This window comes from Gottfriedia luciferensis, from assembly GCF_002156865.1.
GTDB classification, from domain to species: Bacteria; Bacillota; Bacilli; order Bacillales; family Bacillaceae_G; genus Gottfriedia; species Gottfriedia luciferensis.
The window spans coordinates 1-16705 of sequence record NZ_NCTA01000057.1; the positions used below are offsets into that span (position 1 = coordinate 1).

At 33.5% G+C, this 16705-nt stretch carries 14 protein-coding genes and 1 riboswitch; of the genes, 9 read left to right on the plus strand and 5 right to left on the minus strand.

The genetic code is table 11. From position 1 onward, the window contains the following. Positions 1-428: 428 nt before the first annotated feature. Together B7R67_RS20260 and B7R67_RS20265 are read right to left on the minus strand one after the other, a co-directional pair. Entirely contained in the window at positions 429-1091 is a 663-nt protein-coding gene (locus tag B7R67_RS20260) for an HAD family hydrolase (RefSeq protein WP_088072802.1), read from the minus strand. 73 nt (positions 1092-1164) lie between these two features. After that, on the minus strand, positions 1165-2214 hold the full coding sequence (locus B7R67_RS20265; protein ID WP_088072803.1) for an NAD(P)/FAD-dependent oxidoreductase: 1050 nt from the start codon (positions 2212-2214) through the stop codon (positions 1165-1167). 202 nt (positions 2215-2416) lie between these two features. Between B7R67_RS20265 and B7R67_RS20270 the strand changes: the two genes are divergently transcribed. From B7R67_RS20270 to B7R67_RS20285, 4 genes are all read left to right on the plus strand, one after another. After that, entirely contained in the window at positions 2417-3199 is a 783-nt protein-coding gene (locus B7R67_RS20270; RefSeq protein ID WP_088072804.1) for an ABC transporter ATP-binding protein, read from the plus strand. Between the two features lie 12 nt (positions 3200-3211). Continuing rightward, positions 3212-4132, plus strand: coding sequence for an iron-hydroxamate ABC transporter substrate-binding protein (locus B7R67_RS20275; RefSeq protein ID WP_088072805.1), 921 nt, complete (start codon positions 3212-3214; stop codon positions 4130-4132). A gap of 75 nt (positions 4133-4207) precedes the next feature. Then, on the plus strand, positions 4208-5218 hold the full coding sequence (locus B7R67_RS20280; protein ID WP_088072806.1) for a FecCD family ABC transporter permease: 1011 nt from the start codon (positions 4208-4210) through the stop codon (positions 5216-5218). Next, positions 5215-6225 carry a FecCD family ABC transporter permease gene (locus B7R67_RS20285; RefSeq protein ID WP_088072807.1) on the plus strand — a complete coding sequence of 337 codons (1011 nt, stop codon included), beginning with the start codon at positions 5215-5217 and terminating at the stop codon, positions 6223-6225. The genes B7R67_RS20280 and B7R67_RS20285 overlap by 4 nt, the downstream gene beginning before the upstream one ends. Positions 6226-6311: 86 nt before the next feature. Here B7R67_RS20285 and B7R67_RS20290 read toward each other — a convergent pair whose 3' ends face one another. The 3 genes from B7R67_RS20290 to B7R67_RS20300 all read right to left on the minus strand — a co-directional run bounded on the left by B7R67_RS20290 (position 6312) and on the right by B7R67_RS20300 (position 9229). Beyond that, positions 6312-6899, minus strand: a complete 588-nt coding sequence (locus B7R67_RS20290) for a xanthine phosphoribosyltransferase (protein WP_088072808.1) — start codon at positions 6897-6899, stop codon at positions 6312-6314. 111 nt (positions 6900-7010) lie between these two features. After that, positions 7011-7112: riboswitch (purine riboswitch) on the minus strand. A gap of 53 nt (positions 7113-7165) precedes the next feature. Next, a complete protein-coding gene (locus B7R67_RS20295; protein ID WP_088072809.1) occupies positions 7166-7741 on the minus strand; it encodes an HD-GYP domain-containing protein in 576 nt (191 codons plus the stop codon). Positions 7742-7795: 54 nt separating this feature from the next. Next, complete coding sequence (locus B7R67_RS20300) at positions 7796-9229, minus strand: BglG family transcription antiterminator (RefSeq protein ID WP_088072810.1); 1434 nt, start codon at positions 9227-9229, stop codon at positions 7796-7798. Between the two features lie 390 nt (positions 9230-9619). On the opposite strand from B7R67_RS20300, the gene B7R67_RS20305 reads away from it, so the two are divergent. The 5 genes from B7R67_RS20305 (at position 9620) to B7R67_RS20330 (ending at position 16289) form a co-directional block, all read left to right on the plus strand. Beyond that, positions 9620-10114: a hypothetical protein gene (locus B7R67_RS20305; protein WP_088072811.1), complete on the plus strand. Its 495-nt coding sequence runs from the start codon at positions 9620-9622 to the stop codon at positions 10112-10114. Between the two features lie 273 nt (positions 10115-10387). Next, positions 10388-10630 carry a heterocycloanthracin/sonorensin family bacteriocin gene (locus tag B7R67_RS20315; RefSeq protein ID WP_088072813.1) on the plus strand — a complete coding sequence of 81 codons (243 nt, stop codon included), beginning with the start codon at positions 10388-10390 and terminating at the stop codon, positions 10628-10630. A 173-nt stretch (positions 10631-10803) separates the two neighbouring features. Then, entirely contained in the window at positions 10804-12750 is a 1947-nt protein-coding gene (locus B7R67_RS20320; protein ID WP_088072814.1) for a putative thiazole-containing bacteriocin maturation protein, read from the plus strand. Further along, on the plus strand, positions 12747-14690 hold the full coding sequence (locus B7R67_RS20325) for a TOMM precursor leader peptide-binding protein (RefSeq protein ID WP_088072815.1): 1944 nt from the start codon (positions 12747-12749) through the stop codon (positions 14688-14690). The genes B7R67_RS20320 and B7R67_RS20325 overlap by 4 nt, the downstream gene beginning before the upstream one ends. 21 nt (positions 14691-14711) lie before the next feature. After that, positions 14712-16289, plus strand: coding sequence for a SagB family peptide dehydrogenase (locus tag B7R67_RS20330; protein ID WP_088072816.1), 1578 nt, complete (start codon positions 14712-14714; stop codon positions 16287-16289). Positions 16290-16705: the final 416 nt, after the last annotated feature.

The following is a 16705-nucleotide window of genomic DNA, read 5'->3' on the forward strand; positions in this document are numbered from 1 at the left end:
GACAATATGAAAAAGGAAATAAAGTTAGTATGTTTGATAATCGATTAATGAAGAGAAATGTTAATCTGTACTGAGCAATATTTATAACACCATCAAACTCAAATCACTATTAGATCTTTTTCATTAGTTAAAATATTAAATACTAATTTTTAAAAATGAATTCAAATCTTAAAAGACGATGCTTTTTTGAATTTGTCGTTTAAACTGATTAATCATTTTTATAGGTAAAGAATATTTATACCATTTTTATGAATACTTTTATTGAACAATAAGTTGATTGGAACGGAAGAATGCTCGACTCCTATGGGAGATGCGGAAAGGCTGAGACCCCGCAGGCAATGCCGAGGAGGCTCAGGTTTCGCCCCATGGAAAGCGAGCATACTGTAGTGGAAATTAACATCACTCAAATTCCTTTACGAAAATTTGGTTTAGCCTAATAAAAATTGTGTAAAATCATCTATTGAATCAAAGTAATACTTTGATTCTTTTTTCATTTGATGCTTAATTTCAGGTATAGTATGTGACCAACCCGCAGCTGCAAAATCAACATGACAAGAATTTGCCATTTCCAGTCCCGGTTTTAGGTCATCTAGCATTAAAGCTTCTGATTCTTTAAGGTTGAATCGGTTTAAAATTTCTTGAATCGGATATGGATGTGGTTTTCTCTGATGCTCAGGTAGTTCCCATCCAAAGATCGCATCAGGTAAAAAACCACAATGCTTTATATAGTCTCGCTCTATTCTGTTTCTTTGAGAATGAGAAACAACAGTTACAATCCCACCACGTTTCTTAAATTCCTTTATCGTTTCAGGAAACTTCTCGTAAAAGTCTGGAATCTTTGATGAAGTATAGTTTTGCCATATTTCTTGTTGAATGAGCATTTCGTCATCGGTGAATTTCATAATATCTTTACATAAAGAATGAAATCCTGGTTCAAAACAATACCCTACAAACTTTTCATAAGTAATTGGTTTAGCATTTGGTCTGAGACTTTTCATCGCTTCAACAAATGACGGGTAATGTATTTCAGGTGTACTCATTACTGCCGTATCATCGTGATCTAAAATGATACATTTATACTTTAATGTCATCATACTCACTCGCATTCTAATCACATATATTTCGTTTATTTTATCATGAATAGATAGAACAAGTTTAGATAGATTATTTCATCATTTGCTTAATTAACTCACGATTTCTTTGTTTAAATACTTCATTATGAGATGAAACCATTGCAGCACTACTTGCATCCGGTTGGATGAATTGTTTTGCTTTGTTTACGGCATTAGCAGCATCTTGAAATGCGCCAGCAATTAATTGTAATTTCCCTTCATGCATTAGAATATCACCCGCTGCATATAGTCCTTCAATTGAAGTCTCACTTGTTGTATTTCCTTTAATATAGTAGTCCTGAATCATCTCTACTTTTATTTCACTATTATTCAGTAAAGAAGTATCTTGATCGTAGCCGTGGTTAATGATTACTTCATCTATTTCTAAATGAGTTACATCGCCATTTTCATGATTGGTCAGTTCAACTTTTTCAATTTCTTCATGGTCATTAGAAGCAATTAATTTTGTAATTGATGTATTAAAAAGACATTTAACAGAACTATTCATTAACTGAGAAACTTGTGCTTCATGGCCTTTTAGAGCATCTTTTCGATAAGTCAAATAAACCTTTTTCGCAATTGGTTCTAATTCATTTGCCCAGTCTATTGCAGAGTTGCCACCGCCGGAAACGATGACAGTTTTATCTTTAAATCGTTTTAATGACTTTACTGTATAGTTTAAGTTTGAAACTTCGAATCTTTCAGCACCATCTATTTGAAGCTTTGTTGGATTTAAAATTCCGCTTCCAACTGCAACGATAATGGTTTTAGAATAATGTGTTTGCCCAGAGGTAGTTTCTAAAATAAAGTTGCCGTTATCATCTCTAGTGATTGTATCGACTTTTTCATTTAATACGACAGTAGGATCAAAAGTTAATCCTTGCTGAACGATTTGACCAATAAATTTCTCACCGGGAATTGGAGGCTGTCCACCAACATCCCATATCATCTTTTCAGGATAACAATGTACTTTACCACCTAATTGTGGTTGAAATTCTATTATTTTTGTTTTCATTTCTCTTAACCCACTATAAAAAGCAGAGTATAATCCAGCAGGACCTCCTCCGATTACCGTTACATCGTATAGATCAATTTTTTTCATTTCCGCTTCACTCCAGAAAGTTCTGTTATTGATTATCATTCTCAATAAAATATAAACCATATATAAGAATTTTTCAATGAATTCAGTAAAAAATAATATTGACAATATTAATAAATGGACTTATATTTACGTAGTGAAGCGAAATTGATAATCATTATCATTATCAATAGAATTGAAATACTTAATGAATGGAGGTCACTTAATGGTACGATTATATACTGATGAGTTAACCATTAGTTACGGTGATCGTTTGATTATAAAAGACCTTAATATAAAAATACCAGACAAACAAATAACAACCATTATTGGTTCGAATGGTTGCGGTAAATCGACTCTTTTGAAGGCGATTACACGAATTATCTCACATCAATCAGGAACGATTATTTTAGATGGAGAAAATATTTCATCAGAGAATACGAAGATACTTGCTAAAAAAATGGCAATCCTTCCACAAACACCAGAAAGTGCAAGCGGTTTAACAGTTGGGGAACTAGTATCTTATGGTCGATTCCCATACCAAAGTGGATTTGGACGATTGACAAAAAAAGATATAGAAGTAATCGACTGGGCACTTGAGGTAACTGGTACAAAAGATTTTAAATATAAAGCAGTGGATTCACTTTCTGGAGGTCAGCGTCAACGTGTTTGGATTGCAATGGCATTGGCGCAAGAAACTGACATTATTTTTCTTGATGAACCTACAACCTATTTAGATATGGCTCATCAGCTTGAAATTTTAGAGCTGTTACAAAAATTAAACAGGGAACAAGGTCGGACTATTGTAATGGTTTTACATGACCTAAACCAGGCAGCACGCTTTGCAGATTACATCATTGCACTAAAAGATGGTGAAATTGTAAAGGCAGGAGATTGTGAAGAAGTAATTACGCATGAGGTCTTAAAACAAGTTTTTTCAATAGATACAGAAATTGGAAGAGATCCAAGAACGAATAAACCAATGTGCATAACGTACAACTTATTATAAGGAGAAGAGAAAATGAAGAGATTTTTAGTACCATTTTTATTAGTATTCGTACTAATTATAAGTGCTTGTAGTAATGGAGCGTCAAACAAAGATCATTCTAAAAAGGAATCAAATAAATCAGGAACAATTACATATCAATCTCAGAACGGTCCGGTAAAAGTACCTGCCAATCCTAAACGAGTAGTTGTATTATCTTCTTTTGCGGGGAATGTCATGTCATTAGGAGTAAACATCGTTGGAGTTGATTCATGGTCAAAATCGAATCCTCGTTGGGCTGAAAAGTTAAAAAATGCTGAGGTAGTTTCAGATGATAATATTGAAAAAATTGTTGAATTAAATCCAGATTTAATTATTGGATTAGATAATGTTAAAAACCTTGATAAATTAAAGAAAATTGCACCGACAGTCGTTTTTACATATGGGAAAGTAGATTACTTAACTCAACATATCGAAATTGGTAAGTTATTAAACAAAGAAAAAGAAGCTAAAGCTTGGGTAGATGACTTTAAAGCACGCGCTCAAAAAGCTGGAGAAGAAATTAAAGCTAAAATTGGTCCAGATGCAACTGTTTCTGTAATTGAGAAATACGACAAACAACTTTATGTTTACGGTAATAACTGGGGACGTGGAACAGAAATACTTTATCAAGAAATGAAATTGAAAATGCCTAAAAAAGTTGAAGAAAATGCTTTGAAACCAGGCTATTATGCAATTTCATTAGAAGTACTACCTGAATTTATGGGCGACTATGTGATTTTCAGTAAGTTTGATCAAACAGATACTTCTGTAGAAAAAACAAGTACTTACAAAAATATTCCGGCAGTAAAGAATAATCATGTATTCGAAGTAAATGGAAGTGAATTCTATTTCAATGATCCAGACACTTTAGATTATCAATTAGATTTCTTTAAAAAGAAATTTCTAGGTAACTAATATAAAAAGAGTAGGAATTCTAAACTTAATAGAATTCCTACTTTTTCATTCTATTAAAGAGAAGATGAGAGGCTAATGATACAGAAAAATAAAGGATCGATACCATTCTTTTTTAAACTCGTTACGGGGATAATACTATTTATTGCAATGTTTCTTGTAGCCATCGTTTTTGGTGCGGCAGATACAACTGTTAGCGACGTATGGAATGCACTATTTACGAATGTAAATAGTCAACAGATTTCAATTATACGTGAGATTCGTTTACCGCGGGAGGTAGCTGCCATATTTGTAGGAGCAGCGCTTGCCGTGGCAGGTTCAATTATGCAAGGTATGACAAGAAATCCGCTTGCTGATCCCGGATTACTTGGCTTAACAGCAGGAGCGAATGCAGCTTTGGCTATAACAATGGCTTTTTTGCCAAACGTTAATTATTTTGGCATCATGGTTGCTTGTTTTATTGGTGCTGCTGTTGGCTCATTAATCGTTTTTGGGATTGGTTCGATGAAAAAAGGCGGTTTTTCTCCATTTCGAATCGTATTAGCAGGGGCAGCTGTTACAGGATTTTTAACTGCAATTTCAGAGGGTGTAGGTATTTACTTTAAATTATCCCAAAGTATTTCAATGTGGACTTCAGGTGGTCTAGTTGGTACATCATGGGGGCAAGTAAAAGCGATTACTCCATTTATTGTAATTGGTATAGTAATAGCACTTTTCTTAGCGCGTCAACTAACAATTCTTAGTTTAAATGAAGAGGTTGCTATCGGTTTAGGTCAAAATATAACAAAAATCAAAGCAATATTATTCGTCGTTATTGTATTACTAGCAGGGGCAGCAGTTGCATTAGTTGGAAATATGGCATTTCTAGGATTAATGGTACCTCATATCGTACGCGTATTTGTAGGTACTGATTATCGGTTTATTATACCAATGTCTGCTATATTTGGAGCCACATTCTTACTTTTAGCAGATACACTTGGTCGAACAATAAATATACCTTATGAAACACCAGTTGCTGCAATTGTTGCAATGATTGGCCTTCCTTTCTTCTTGTTTATCGTACATAAAGGAGGCAAAGAATTCTCATGATACAGCCTGCTGTCATTAGAAAACAAAGATTGATCTTATTAGCGTTATTTATATTAATCCTTCTTACAATGTTTATTGGAATCGGTATGGGATATTCATCTATTCCATATAGCAGAATACTTCCTACATTTTTAGGAAATGGAACGTTTAAAGAAGATTTTGTAATCTTTTCAATTCGATTACCTAGAATGATCATTACATTAATGGCTGGTATGGCTCTTGCGCTATCTGGTGCAATTTTACAAGGGGTAACAAGAAATGACATGGCAGAGCCAGGCATTTTAGGGTTTAATGCTGGGGCAGGAGTTGCCATTACAGTATTCTTTTTATATTTTCCAATCGAAGCGGGATCATTTGTTTATTTCATTCCAATCGTTGGATTTTGTGGTGCAATTTTAACGGCAATCGTTATTTACTTATTTTCATATAAGAAAAACGCGGGACTTCAACCGATAAAATTAGTATTAGTCGGTATCGGTTTTTCTATGGCATTATCCGGGATTATGATTGTCTTAATTTCATCAGCTGAACGTGCCAAAGTAGATTTTATTGCAAAATGGTTGGCTGGAAATATATGGGGAACGGACTGGCCGTTTATATGGGCATTCTTACCTTGGTTAATCCTATTAATTCCTTTTGCTTTATATAAAGCGAACATCTTGAACATTCTTAGTTTAAATGAGCCTGTTGCGATTGGAGTAGGAGTCTCACTTGAGAAGGAGAGAGTTATCCTACTATTAACTGCTGTTGCGCTAGCAGCTTCTGCTGTTTCTGTAACTGGAGGAATTGCGTTTATTGGCCTAATGGCACCACATATCGCGAAAGGTCTAGTTGGTCCCAGGAATCAGCTATTTATTCCAATAGCAATTTTAATTGGTGGTTTTTTACTTTTAATAGCAGATACAATCGGACGTAATTTAGTAGATTCAGAAGGCGTTCCTGCAGGGATTATTGTTGCCTTAATTGGTGCACCGTATTTCATCTATTTAATCTTAAAAAAGGCCTAATCATAATAAAAAGACATTGTTACTGACTAAGGAGCAGTTTGACAATGTCTTTTTTATGTTTTCTTTATTCCTGTTATCGTTATGTGTTATACCGGTAATCCTGTATCTACATATTTCACTTGCCCATCTTTTAATGATTGAATGCGAGCAAGAGATTCTACTCGATAACCACGATCACGTAGAAGTTTACCACCATCCTGGAATGATTTTTCAATTACGATGCCAAAGCCAACAGCTTCAGCTTTTGCTTGTTCGATAATAGAAAGTAATCCAAGTGCCGCCTGTCCGTTTGCTAAGAAGTCATCAATAATTAAAACTTTATCGCCTTCTTCTAACCATTTATGAGAAATTGATATCTCATTTTCCTCTTTTTTTGTAAAAGAATACACTTTCGCAGTATAAACATCTTGTTGCATCGTAATTGATTTTTTCTTACGAGCAAATACTAGTGGTACATTTAAAGCAAGAGCAGTCATTAGTCCAGGCCCGATCCCTGAAGACTCTATTGTCACAACTTTTGTTATTTTTTCATTAGAAAAGAGACGTGCAAATTCTTCTCCAATTTCTTTCATTAATAACGGATCCATTTGATGATTCAAGAAAGCATCAACTTTTAGGACATCATTTGCTAATACGATTCCTTCTTGTTCAATTTTATTAATTAATAATTTCATAATACTCCCCCTTAATCAAAACAAAAAAAACTCAAAACATGTACTTCACCGTAAAAATGAGTGAAGTAACACATTTTGAGTTTTTTATGATGGATTCGCTCAATTGGTAATTCTAGTTGTGTTACTACTCATAGTCGGTATATTTACGGTTAACCGGTAGAAACTTGTGAGCCATATCCTCACGATTATACGAGTGAAATATATAATTTTAATGAAACTATATCATGTTAATAGGAATAGGTCTAGCGATACATGAGTGTAAATTTTTAACATAAAAGATGATTCTTAAAAATAAATTTAGTAAATTCGTTTACTAATTCTTTGTCGTAAACAGCTCCACTTAATTTTTGTATTTTTTTTAACGCCCTTTCTATTGAACATTTATTTTGGTAGCATCTGTCATTTGTTAATGCATCAAAACTATCAACAATTCTTACTAATCTCGAATAAAAGTCGACTTGTTCTCCAATTAATCCCTCATAACCTGTCCCATCAATATTTTCATGGTGATATCGAACTGCATTCAAAATTTCTTTTTGGTTTAAAATATCTTTTAATAGGTTAAATCCAATAAACGCGTGGATCTTCATGATATTCCATTCTTGATCAGTGAGAGGTCCACGCTTTGAAATAATTGATTTTGGAATATACAATTTGCCAATATCATGTATATATCCAATTAATTGCAGTTGATTAGATTGATGTAACGAGAGATTGAGATATCTACTAAATTTATAAAGCATTTCTCCTACACGCATTCCATGCAAGAACGTATCATTATCAAGTTGTCTTAATAGATTAATTAATTCATTTGTAATTAAATTTGGCTTTTCTTTTATCATAAAATCACCTTCAAATGCTTAATAAAAATTAGATGAATAGAAAATCTAAATCTGTCATTTTAATAGCTGAGCGATGTGATTAATATCACGTTGGGAAAGTGTAGAACTAATTACAGCGACTGGAACGGTATCTATATCAATTTGAAAATCAGCAACAATAATGTCCAAAAATAATTCTTTTACGTTTTCAGAAGTAAGTTCACTTTTATTTGGTTCGATGAATTGTATTTTATTACCGAATTCTTTATTTAATTTTGATGCTATATAATGATGAACACCATGTCCTTGGCTTGTTAATAATAGAACTCTTTTTTTTACATTTGTTAAATTAATTAATTGAGCTTGAATAGTTAACGTGATTTTAGCAGCTATTTCATTACTTACTTCTGGATAAGAAAAAAGTATAGACCATTCACTAAATACATCTTTTACTTTTTTAAATAAGTCAGGATAATGCTTTAGTACATAATCAACAATTAAACTAAATGATGTGATTCTGCTTTTAACAAACAGAACGAAAGAAACAGCCTTAAATTGCTTTTGAAGAGTGAAAATAAAATCAACATTATCATGTAAGTTAATTAAGAGTTTTTTTTCTAGCATCGTAACAAATTCATGCAGTTCGACATATAACTTCTCAGATTTACTATGGTAAAGTTTTATAACTTCGTCTCGACTTTCTTCTTCATCGCAAAAATAAGGGAATGTAGATAGTATTAGTGAAAGGGCTTGTATTTCATTAGATGGGATTAAGATCTTATAATTTGCTTCTAATTGCATACAAATTTCAGAGGCAATTGAAAAAAAAATCGAATCTTTAATATTGTTATCATGGTTTAATTCCAAGTGAAGATCTCTATCGATTCTTTGGAGCATCGTGCCAACATAATAAATATACTTATAAAGCGTAGATGGATATAAAAATATGTTATTTTTTTCAGAAGTATCCATAACAATCTTTTTAATTAATGAAAAAGAGATCGAATCATATGGCCATTTATTTGTATGGGAAAATAGCCCATATAATACGTCACAACATAATATTCTTTTTTGAAACTCACTACCAACTATTTCCAGAGGTGCACGCTTTAAGCTTAGATCGTATGATTTTAAAAATAGATCGACCCGTTCAAGAATTTTATATACAGTGTTATGGTGAGTATATAAAACCTTTCCTAAATCACTAATGTATTCAATTTCTTTTACTAGAATAAACATGATAACTTGAAGAGATAACGAATTTTTAAAAAACAATGAACGAATTTGATCCAAGGAGGAATTAATTGGATTATTAATATAGATTCCTTTTCCCTTTATCGTATCGATATGCCATCCATCTGGGAAGGTTGAATTAAGATATTGAATATCAGTACGAATTGTTTTTTCAGTGCAATTTAACTTTTTAGCTAGTTCTTCGGTCTTAAACCATTTTTCTTGACTACTTAAAATATCGATTAATTGTAATCTACGTAAACTCGCTTTATCCATCTCATCCCTACTTTAGTAAATTGCTAAAATTTTTAGTAAAACAACACCACTATCCGATTCGTCATAACAATGAGAAACCATAAATGGAATTTTGTGATATCACTCACAAGAAATATTATTAAGATAGTGTTTTCTAAAAATATTTTAAACGTAGATGTTAGAGAAGGATATGACTTTTTTTACCGTTATGAACGGTAAAATATATATGATTATCAATTATTCATTTATTTAGATAGATTAAATAATAGATCGTAAATGATTGTTTAATCTGTTTTTTTACCTATTTGAACGGTAAAAAATAGCATATGAATCTTTAAAAGGTAAAGATATAATTTGGCTAATAAAGAATGCATGAGAGGAAAAGACAAAGTAAGGAATAGGGGATAAATGATGAGGATAATTTTAATATTTTTTATTCTAGGAAAACTATTATTAGTTCAGTCTATTGTATTTAATCGACATACTATGTCTGGATTTTTGTTCTGTATTTTTATTATTGCAATTCTATATTTACTTCCAATTCTTACAAGATTAAATAAAAGAGAATTACAAATAGGTTATAGTACTGCATCTATTCTAATAGGTTTCGTGTTAATCGTATGTACTGTTTCAGAGAGATATGCAGTTTTCACATTAACTTCTTTAATAGACCAAATTGAAGGAGTAGACTATGCTTTCCATTCTTTTTTTAAGATGGAGGATTTATTATTCATCTTTGATCTTCTTTTTTTACCATTCCTATTATTATTTAAAGGTTATGGATTGAAAAAGAAACAAAGAATAAAATGTTTATACAATAGAGAATTGAAAGATCAGCTTCCAAAGAATAGTAGAAATAGAATGACATATTTATCATTAAAAAACATTAATCTTAATGAGGATTAATGTTTTTTTTGTACCTTTGAAGGGCTACTAAAATTCTAAATTGTGCAGGAGAAGCAATAAGAAAACGGACATTGTGCTTTTGGCCAAAAGAAAATGAGTTAGATATAGAAATGATGGTTAAAAAATGGGTGGTTGAATCGGTAACAATGCCCAAGTACTCTACATATTTTGTTGATGAGAGTCTGCAAACTAGCACACTCGAATCGGATAATAGTCACATAATTACGTTTTACTTATTAATCGCTTTCAAATTTTATGTCGGAGGTTATAAATATGTATGATTTTCACAGAGATCTTCAACAATTGGATGTTGGAGAGTTTCAAGCTAGTCAAGTAGTACCATGGGATTATAATCAATATCAAGGCTACGGTTACGATGTAAGAGCATGTTTTGGAATTTTCCCTTTCTTTAGTTGTTTTGGCTGTGGAGGTTGCGGCGGTTGTGGAGGTTGCTTTGGATTTGGTCGCTGCGGTGGATGCGGTCATTGTGGTGGATGCGGTCGCTGTCACCGTTAATTGTAATGCTTCATAAAAACTATTTGTCCATTTTGGAACTAGCCCCTACGTATATTTATGTAGGGGTTAACCTAGTTATGTTATGACATAAGAGGAATTAAAAATACATAGGATATGATGAAAGTATTTATGAAATTTAATATACAACTCACTGAATTGAAGGGGTTGAAAAGATGTCAAAATTGAATCCAGCTACATGTTTAAAAGTTAATCGAGATACTTTTTTTATACCTGATTCGAATGGAGGGGTTTATTTTAGGAATAACTTAAGTTCGTTTCGAATGGAAGGTAACTCAGTTTATCAGTGGATTGAAAAATTAATTCCTATGTTTAATGGAGAACACTCGTTAGAAAATTTAACAAACGGATTACCGGTTCAATATCGCGATCGAATTTATGAAATAGGTGAAGTTCTCTATAAAAATGGATTCGCAAGAGATGTAAGCAAGGATCGTCCGCATCAACTGCCGGAAAATATTCTAAAAAAATATGGAAGTCAAATCGAATTTCTAAGTAGTTTTGGAGAATCAGGTGCGTATCGTTTCCAAGTTTATCGTCAGGCTAAGATACTAGCAATTGGTGCAGGGTCTATTATCGTTTCACTAGTTTCAGCGTTACTTGAATCTGGTTTGCCAAAATTTCATGTCTTAATAACGGATATAAAAAGCACGGATAAAAAACGTATTAAAGAGATTGTGGAAAATGCCCAAAAATCGGATATAGAGGTTCAAGTTGACTTAATAAAAAGAGAGAAGCTTTCGTTGCAAGAAATTGTATCAAATTTTGACTCAATCTTGTACGTTTCAGAAGAAGAGAATGTTTATGAACTTAGAATGCTAAATGAAATCTGTAAAAGAGAGAAAAAGAGGTTTATACCAACAATCTCTACTAATAAAATATGCATGGCTGGTCCACTAGTGACCCCGAATTCAGAAGTTTGTTTTGAATCAGCGTGGAGAAGTATCCATCAAAACATATTGAGTGAAGAAGAGGTTCGACAACCTGTCTCTTCAATTACTTCGGCGATGTTAGCAAATGTGATCGTGTTTGAATTATTTAAAGAGATTACAAAAGCAGATGAATTCGAAAAAAATAATCAAATTTTCTTAATTAACCAAGAGTCATTAGAAGGAAGCTGGCATACATTTTCTCCTCATCCGTTAGTGACCGGAAAAGCTAAAGCTGAATTAATTCAGGATTTTGATTTAAGGTTACAACTAAATAGTATACAAAGTGATCAAAGTAAACTATTAACGTTCTTAAGTCAGTTCAGTTCACAGGAAACAGGTTTATTTCATATTTGGGATGAAGGGGAGTTAAATCAACTTCCTTTGGCACAATGCCGCATACAAGTAGTGGATCCACGTACAGAAGGTCCGGTTAAATTGTTATCAAGTACGATATGCACGGAGTTAACGCACGAAGAAGCACGAAGAGAAGCAGGTCTAACTGGAATTGAAATGTATGCAACTCAATTAGCAGATCAACTTATTTTGAATCTAGAAACTCAAACTGAAGTTGAAATAGAACCACAAGAATATATTGCTATATGTACTGGGCAAACTTTTTCGGAAAGCATTTGTAGGGGACTACAAAAATGTTTATCTGAAATACTTAATAAACAATCTATCGGTCTTGAAAACTATGTTCAGGAAGTGAATTTAATAAAAATAGAGGATGATCGGGTTGAATTTTATTTAAAAGCATTAAATACCGCGAAAGGTCCTGTCAAAATTGCTTTAGGAAAGGAGATTTTGGGATTTCCTGTAGTTTGGATTGGTACAGAGAATGGTTGGTATAGAAGTGTTGGTTTAAATTTAACGATTGCTTTACAGGAAGCATTAAAAATAGCTCTTAAGGAGACACAAAATAAAACACCTCTTCATGCATCGCAAGCGATTGAGAGTTCTTCCGTGTTAATTGAAGAAAAAGTTTTACTCGATATTACCATTCCGGTGTCTAATAGCACTAATCATTTAGAAATTTTAAAGTTAGCTATGGAAAGATTAAAACAAAATAATAAGCAGATTTTAACAATGGAGTTAATGCTAGATTTGTTTAAAGTCGATGAGTTAGCGGGAATTTATGGTGTCTTGCTAAGGGAGGCGAACCAAATTTGAATTCAGCGGTTGCCATTTTTGGAAAAGGCCAATTGGCCGAGTATGTATCTGAAATACTTTCAAATAAATTACAAATAATTGATATAAAAGATTTAGAGATTACAATACCAAAGGATACTAGTTTAGTTCTTGTTTTGGATGATGGATGGGACCCTTTAATGCATCAAAAAGTTGATGAGAGTTTAAAAAAAGCAAATATACCATGGCTACGTGCTTGTGTTTCGTTTGGGGAAGGTATAATCGGCCCTTTGGTACATCCAGGAAAAACAGGTTGCAACAATTGCGCCGATTTTAGACGTCTAATGGCAGGGCGAGAACGAAGAGAAATGATGGAAATAAATCAGTATTTCTTAGAAAGCGATGGAGTTTTAAATGATAGTTGGGGAACTAGGACTGGATTTTTACAAATGGCCTATTTAATTTCAGCTGAAGTTGAAAAATTTATGACTGGTAAGGAAACACGCCTTAATGAACGAATTTTTTTATTAAATTTGAAATCGTTGAAGTGCTCCAATCATTTCTTCTTACCAGATCCATTATGTCCAAATTGTAGTCAATTACCTGATGATTCTTCAGATTCCGCCGTAATTAATCTACAACCAAGTATGAAAATATCACAATCTAGTTATCGTTGCCGTTCAATGGATGAATTAAAAAAAGTGTTAGTAAATGATTATTTAGGTCAACGGACAGGTTTTTTAAACGGAAAAGCATTTGATTTATCTACTCCGTTTGCAGATGTAGTAGTGAATCTACCGTTAATTCAAGGAGATGAGGGGACAGCAGGGCGTACTCTTTCGTATGAGTCTAGTGAATTAACAGCTATTTTAGAAGGTTTGGAAAGATACTGTGGTCTTACTCCGCGGGGTAAACGTACAGTGATTCGAGATAGTTACCAGAATGTAAAGGATTATGCAATAAATCCAGAAATAGTTGGTACACATTCTAAAGAGCAATATGCATTACCAAATTTTCCGTTTAAGCCATTTAATCCTAAACGTAAAATAGATTGGGTTTGGGGCTACTCGTTTATGAAGGAAAAGCCTATTTTAGTCCCAGAGATATTATCTTATTATAGCTTGGGATGTGGACGTGGTTTCGTATATGAAACTTCAAATGGGTGCGCTTTAGGTGGAAGCTTAGAGGAAGCGATATTCTACGGTATTATGGAAATTGTGGAACGTGACTCATTCTTAATGACTTGGTATGCAAAACTAGCTCTGCCCCGTCTCGATCCTAAATCAGCTAATGATCAAGAGTTGGATTTAATGGTTGAGCGGATGCGTTCAGTTGGTGGGTATGAACTTCATTTGTTTAATTCGACTATGGAGAATGGAATTCCAAGTATCTTAGCAATCGCAAAAAATCGAAAAGATAAAGGTTTAAATATTATTTGTGCGGCTGGAGCACATCTTGATCCAGTGAGAGCTGTAAAAAGTGCGGTGTATGAACTAGCTGGAATGATGTTAACATTGGATGAAAAGTTTGAAGAAAATTACGCGAAAAGTATGCGGATGCTACTAGACGATAATCTCGTTAAGCAAATGGATGATCATGGAATGTTATATGGGTTACCGCAGGCTCAGGAGCGATTGAATTTTTTATTGGGTGAGAATCGCTCTTTAAGAACTTTTGAACAAGAATTCAAATGGAACACAAAGCATAATGATTTGACTGATGATTTAAAAGATGTGCTTAAAGCGTTTCAACAAATAAATCTTGATGTCATTGTAGTTGATCAAACGGCACCTGAAATTAGAAGAAATGGATTATCCTGTGTAAAAGTCTTAATACCGGGTATGTTACCAATGACATTTGGTCAGCATTTAAAAAGATTGACTGGACTTGAGCGAGTATTAAATATACCTGTGAAATTAGGCTATGCAAAGAAACCGCTGAAGCCGGAGCAACTCAATCCTTATCCACATCCGTTCCCATAGGTGGTATTAGGAGGCAAATGGATGAGTTTACAGACATTTCTACACAACCTTCATTTTGATGTTGAAAAGGCAAATCAACCTAATTGGATAGTGGATTGGGAAGATGCGCCATTGCCATATAAGCTTTATAAGGATTTACCTACTATTCCATTATCTCTAGATGTTCCATTAACCCTAGTAGAGCAAGAGATTAATAAAAATCCTGATTTAAATGAAATTGGTTATTTCCTTTGGTATGTATATGGTTTAACTCAAATTTCCCAAACAGCAATTCCTTCAGGTTCAATTGAATCAGTGGAAATGATGCAATCAAACAGACGATTTGTACCTTCGGGTGGAGCATTATACCCAAGTGAATTGTACGTGTATCTCAAAAGTGATCAATTTTCCTCTGGTATATACCATTATGATGTGGCACGTCATTGCTTAGTTTTACTTAGGGAAGGAAATTTTGATTCATATGTATCGAGAGCTTTAGGAAATCAATGTGATGTTACAAAGTGTTTTGGCACTATTTTTGTCTCAATTATGTTCTGGAAAAACTTCTTTAAATACAATAACTTTTCATATCGTCTACAAGGGTTAGATTCTGGGGTATTAATTGGACAGATTTTGGAAATGGCCAAACGATTTGGGTTCAAAGCAGGAGTATATTATCAATTCCTTGATCAGGCCTTAAATCATTTGCTCGGTTTACGTGAACGTGATGAAAGTATATATGGTGTCGTTCCAATGTCGATCGATAAATCATCTTTATTTGCTAATGAACACAATAAAAGTGAGGTTTATACTACTACAGATTTGATTCAAGAGTTACCTGTTATTTCACATAGATATTTAGTTACTTCAAAGAAAGTACTAGAATACCCAATGTTAAGAAAGATGACGAAAGTTTCAATGAATGAATCAACAAATACATTTCGTAAGGTGGACAAAAAGGTAGATAAAGAAAGATTTGAAAAGCAACGAATTACATTACCTGATGTTAGCCGATTATCTTATGACTTAGCATTGGTCAGCAAAGAGCGTTTTTCTCCTGAAATGGACTTCTCGTTCCAGCCTGTTAATAAAATTCAATTGGCAAAGCTACTATATGAAGCAACAGCATCTTTTTCCTATTTAAACGATTTAGATGAAAACGACCCAAAAAATAAGAACAGACCAAAATTGTATTTTTGTTTAAATAACGTCGAAGGCATTGCGGATGGTGCTTATTGTTATGATGAAAAGACTCATTCATTAATTCCAATTAATTTAGGAAACTATAGATTACAGCTCCAAAATGGAATGAATGCTGCAAATATAAACTTGTTCCAAGTTCCAATCTGTCTACATGTAGTTGGAAATAAAGAACATTTAAAATCGACGCATAGTTATAGAGGATATCGAATTCAGCAAATGGAATCAGGAATGATGGTTCAGCACCTACTTATAGCTGCTACTGCATTAGGATTGGGTGGACACCCACTTCTAGGATTTGATGTTAAATTATGCGATGAGATCTACAAGTTAGATGAAATAGGCAAAACATCTCTCATTCAAATTCCAATTGGTCCTTATCGAAGACGACCTTGGTTATTAGGGGGATTGCATAGTTAATAGGAAAAAAAGATTACTTTTTTAAGTAATCTTTCAGACTGTTGACAAACGCTCGCTTTCTTCGTTGCTTGGCCATCCTGCGGTGCTCATTACCGTTAAAGGGTAACTCTGCTCCTCACCAGGCTTCGCGCCTCGAAAGACAAACGTTTTCAATCAGTCTGAAAATCAGATAAATAAGACTTTGTCTACACACTGAAAGATTACTTTTTTAAGTAATCTTTTTTTTTTGTTTTTGGCTCTGCTATTGTTAATTGTTGATTTTTTACAAAACACATATTTGAAAAAGATTTAATTCAATTTAAAGACATTGATTGGAGTGGAAGGTGGGAGACTCCTATGGGAGTAGCGGGAAGGGTGAGACCCCGCAGGCTTGCCGAGGAGGCTCAGCTCACGCCCCATGGAAAGCGAGCATCCTG

Coding starts and splice junctions, on each gene's coding strand:
- B7R67_RS20260 (WP_088072802.1), bottom strand. CDS start 1,091: ATGACATTAAAGTATAAATGTATCATTTTAGATCACGATGATACGGCA.
- B7R67_RS20265 (WP_088072803.1), bottom strand. CDS start 2,214: ATGAAAAAAATTGATCTATACGATGTAACGGTAATCGGAGGAGGTCCT.
- B7R67_RS20270 (WP_088072804.1), top strand. CDS start 2,417: ATGGTACGATTATATACTGATGAGTTAACCATTAGTTACGGTGATCGT.
- B7R67_RS20275 (WP_088072805.1), top strand. CDS start 3,212: ATGAAGAGATTTTTAGTACCATTTTTATTAGTATTCGTACTAATTATA.
- B7R67_RS20280 (WP_088072806.1), top strand. CDS start 4,208: ATGATACAGAAAAATAAAGGATCGATACCATTCTTTTTTAAACTCGTT.
- B7R67_RS20285 (WP_088072807.1), top strand. CDS start 5,215: ATGATACAGCCTGCTGTCATTAGAAAACAAAGATTGATCTTATTAGCG.
- B7R67_RS20290 (WP_088072808.1), bottom strand. CDS start 6,899: ATGAAATTATTAATTAATAAAATTGAACAAGAAGGAATCGTATTAGCA.
- B7R67_RS20295 (WP_088072809.1), bottom strand. CDS start 7,741: ATGATAAAAGAAAAGCCAAATTTAATTACAAATGAATTAATTAATCTA.
- B7R67_RS20300 (WP_088072810.1), bottom strand. CDS start 9,229: ATGGATAAAGCGAGTTTACGTAGATTACAATTAATCGATATTTTAAGT.
- B7R67_RS20305 (WP_088072811.1), top strand. CDS start 9,620: ATGAGGATAATTTTAATATTTTTTATTCTAGGAAAACTATTATTAGTT.
- B7R67_RS20315 (WP_088072813.1), top strand. CDS start 10,388: ATGTATGATTTTCACAGAGATCTTCAACAATTGGATGTTGGAGAGTTT.
- B7R67_RS20320 (WP_088072814.1), top strand. CDS start 10,804: ATGTCAAAATTGAATCCAGCTACATGTTTAAAAGTTAATCGAGATACT.
- B7R67_RS20330 (WP_088072816.1), top strand. CDS start 14,712: ATGAGTTTACAGACATTTCTACACAACCTTCATTTTGATGTTGAAAAG.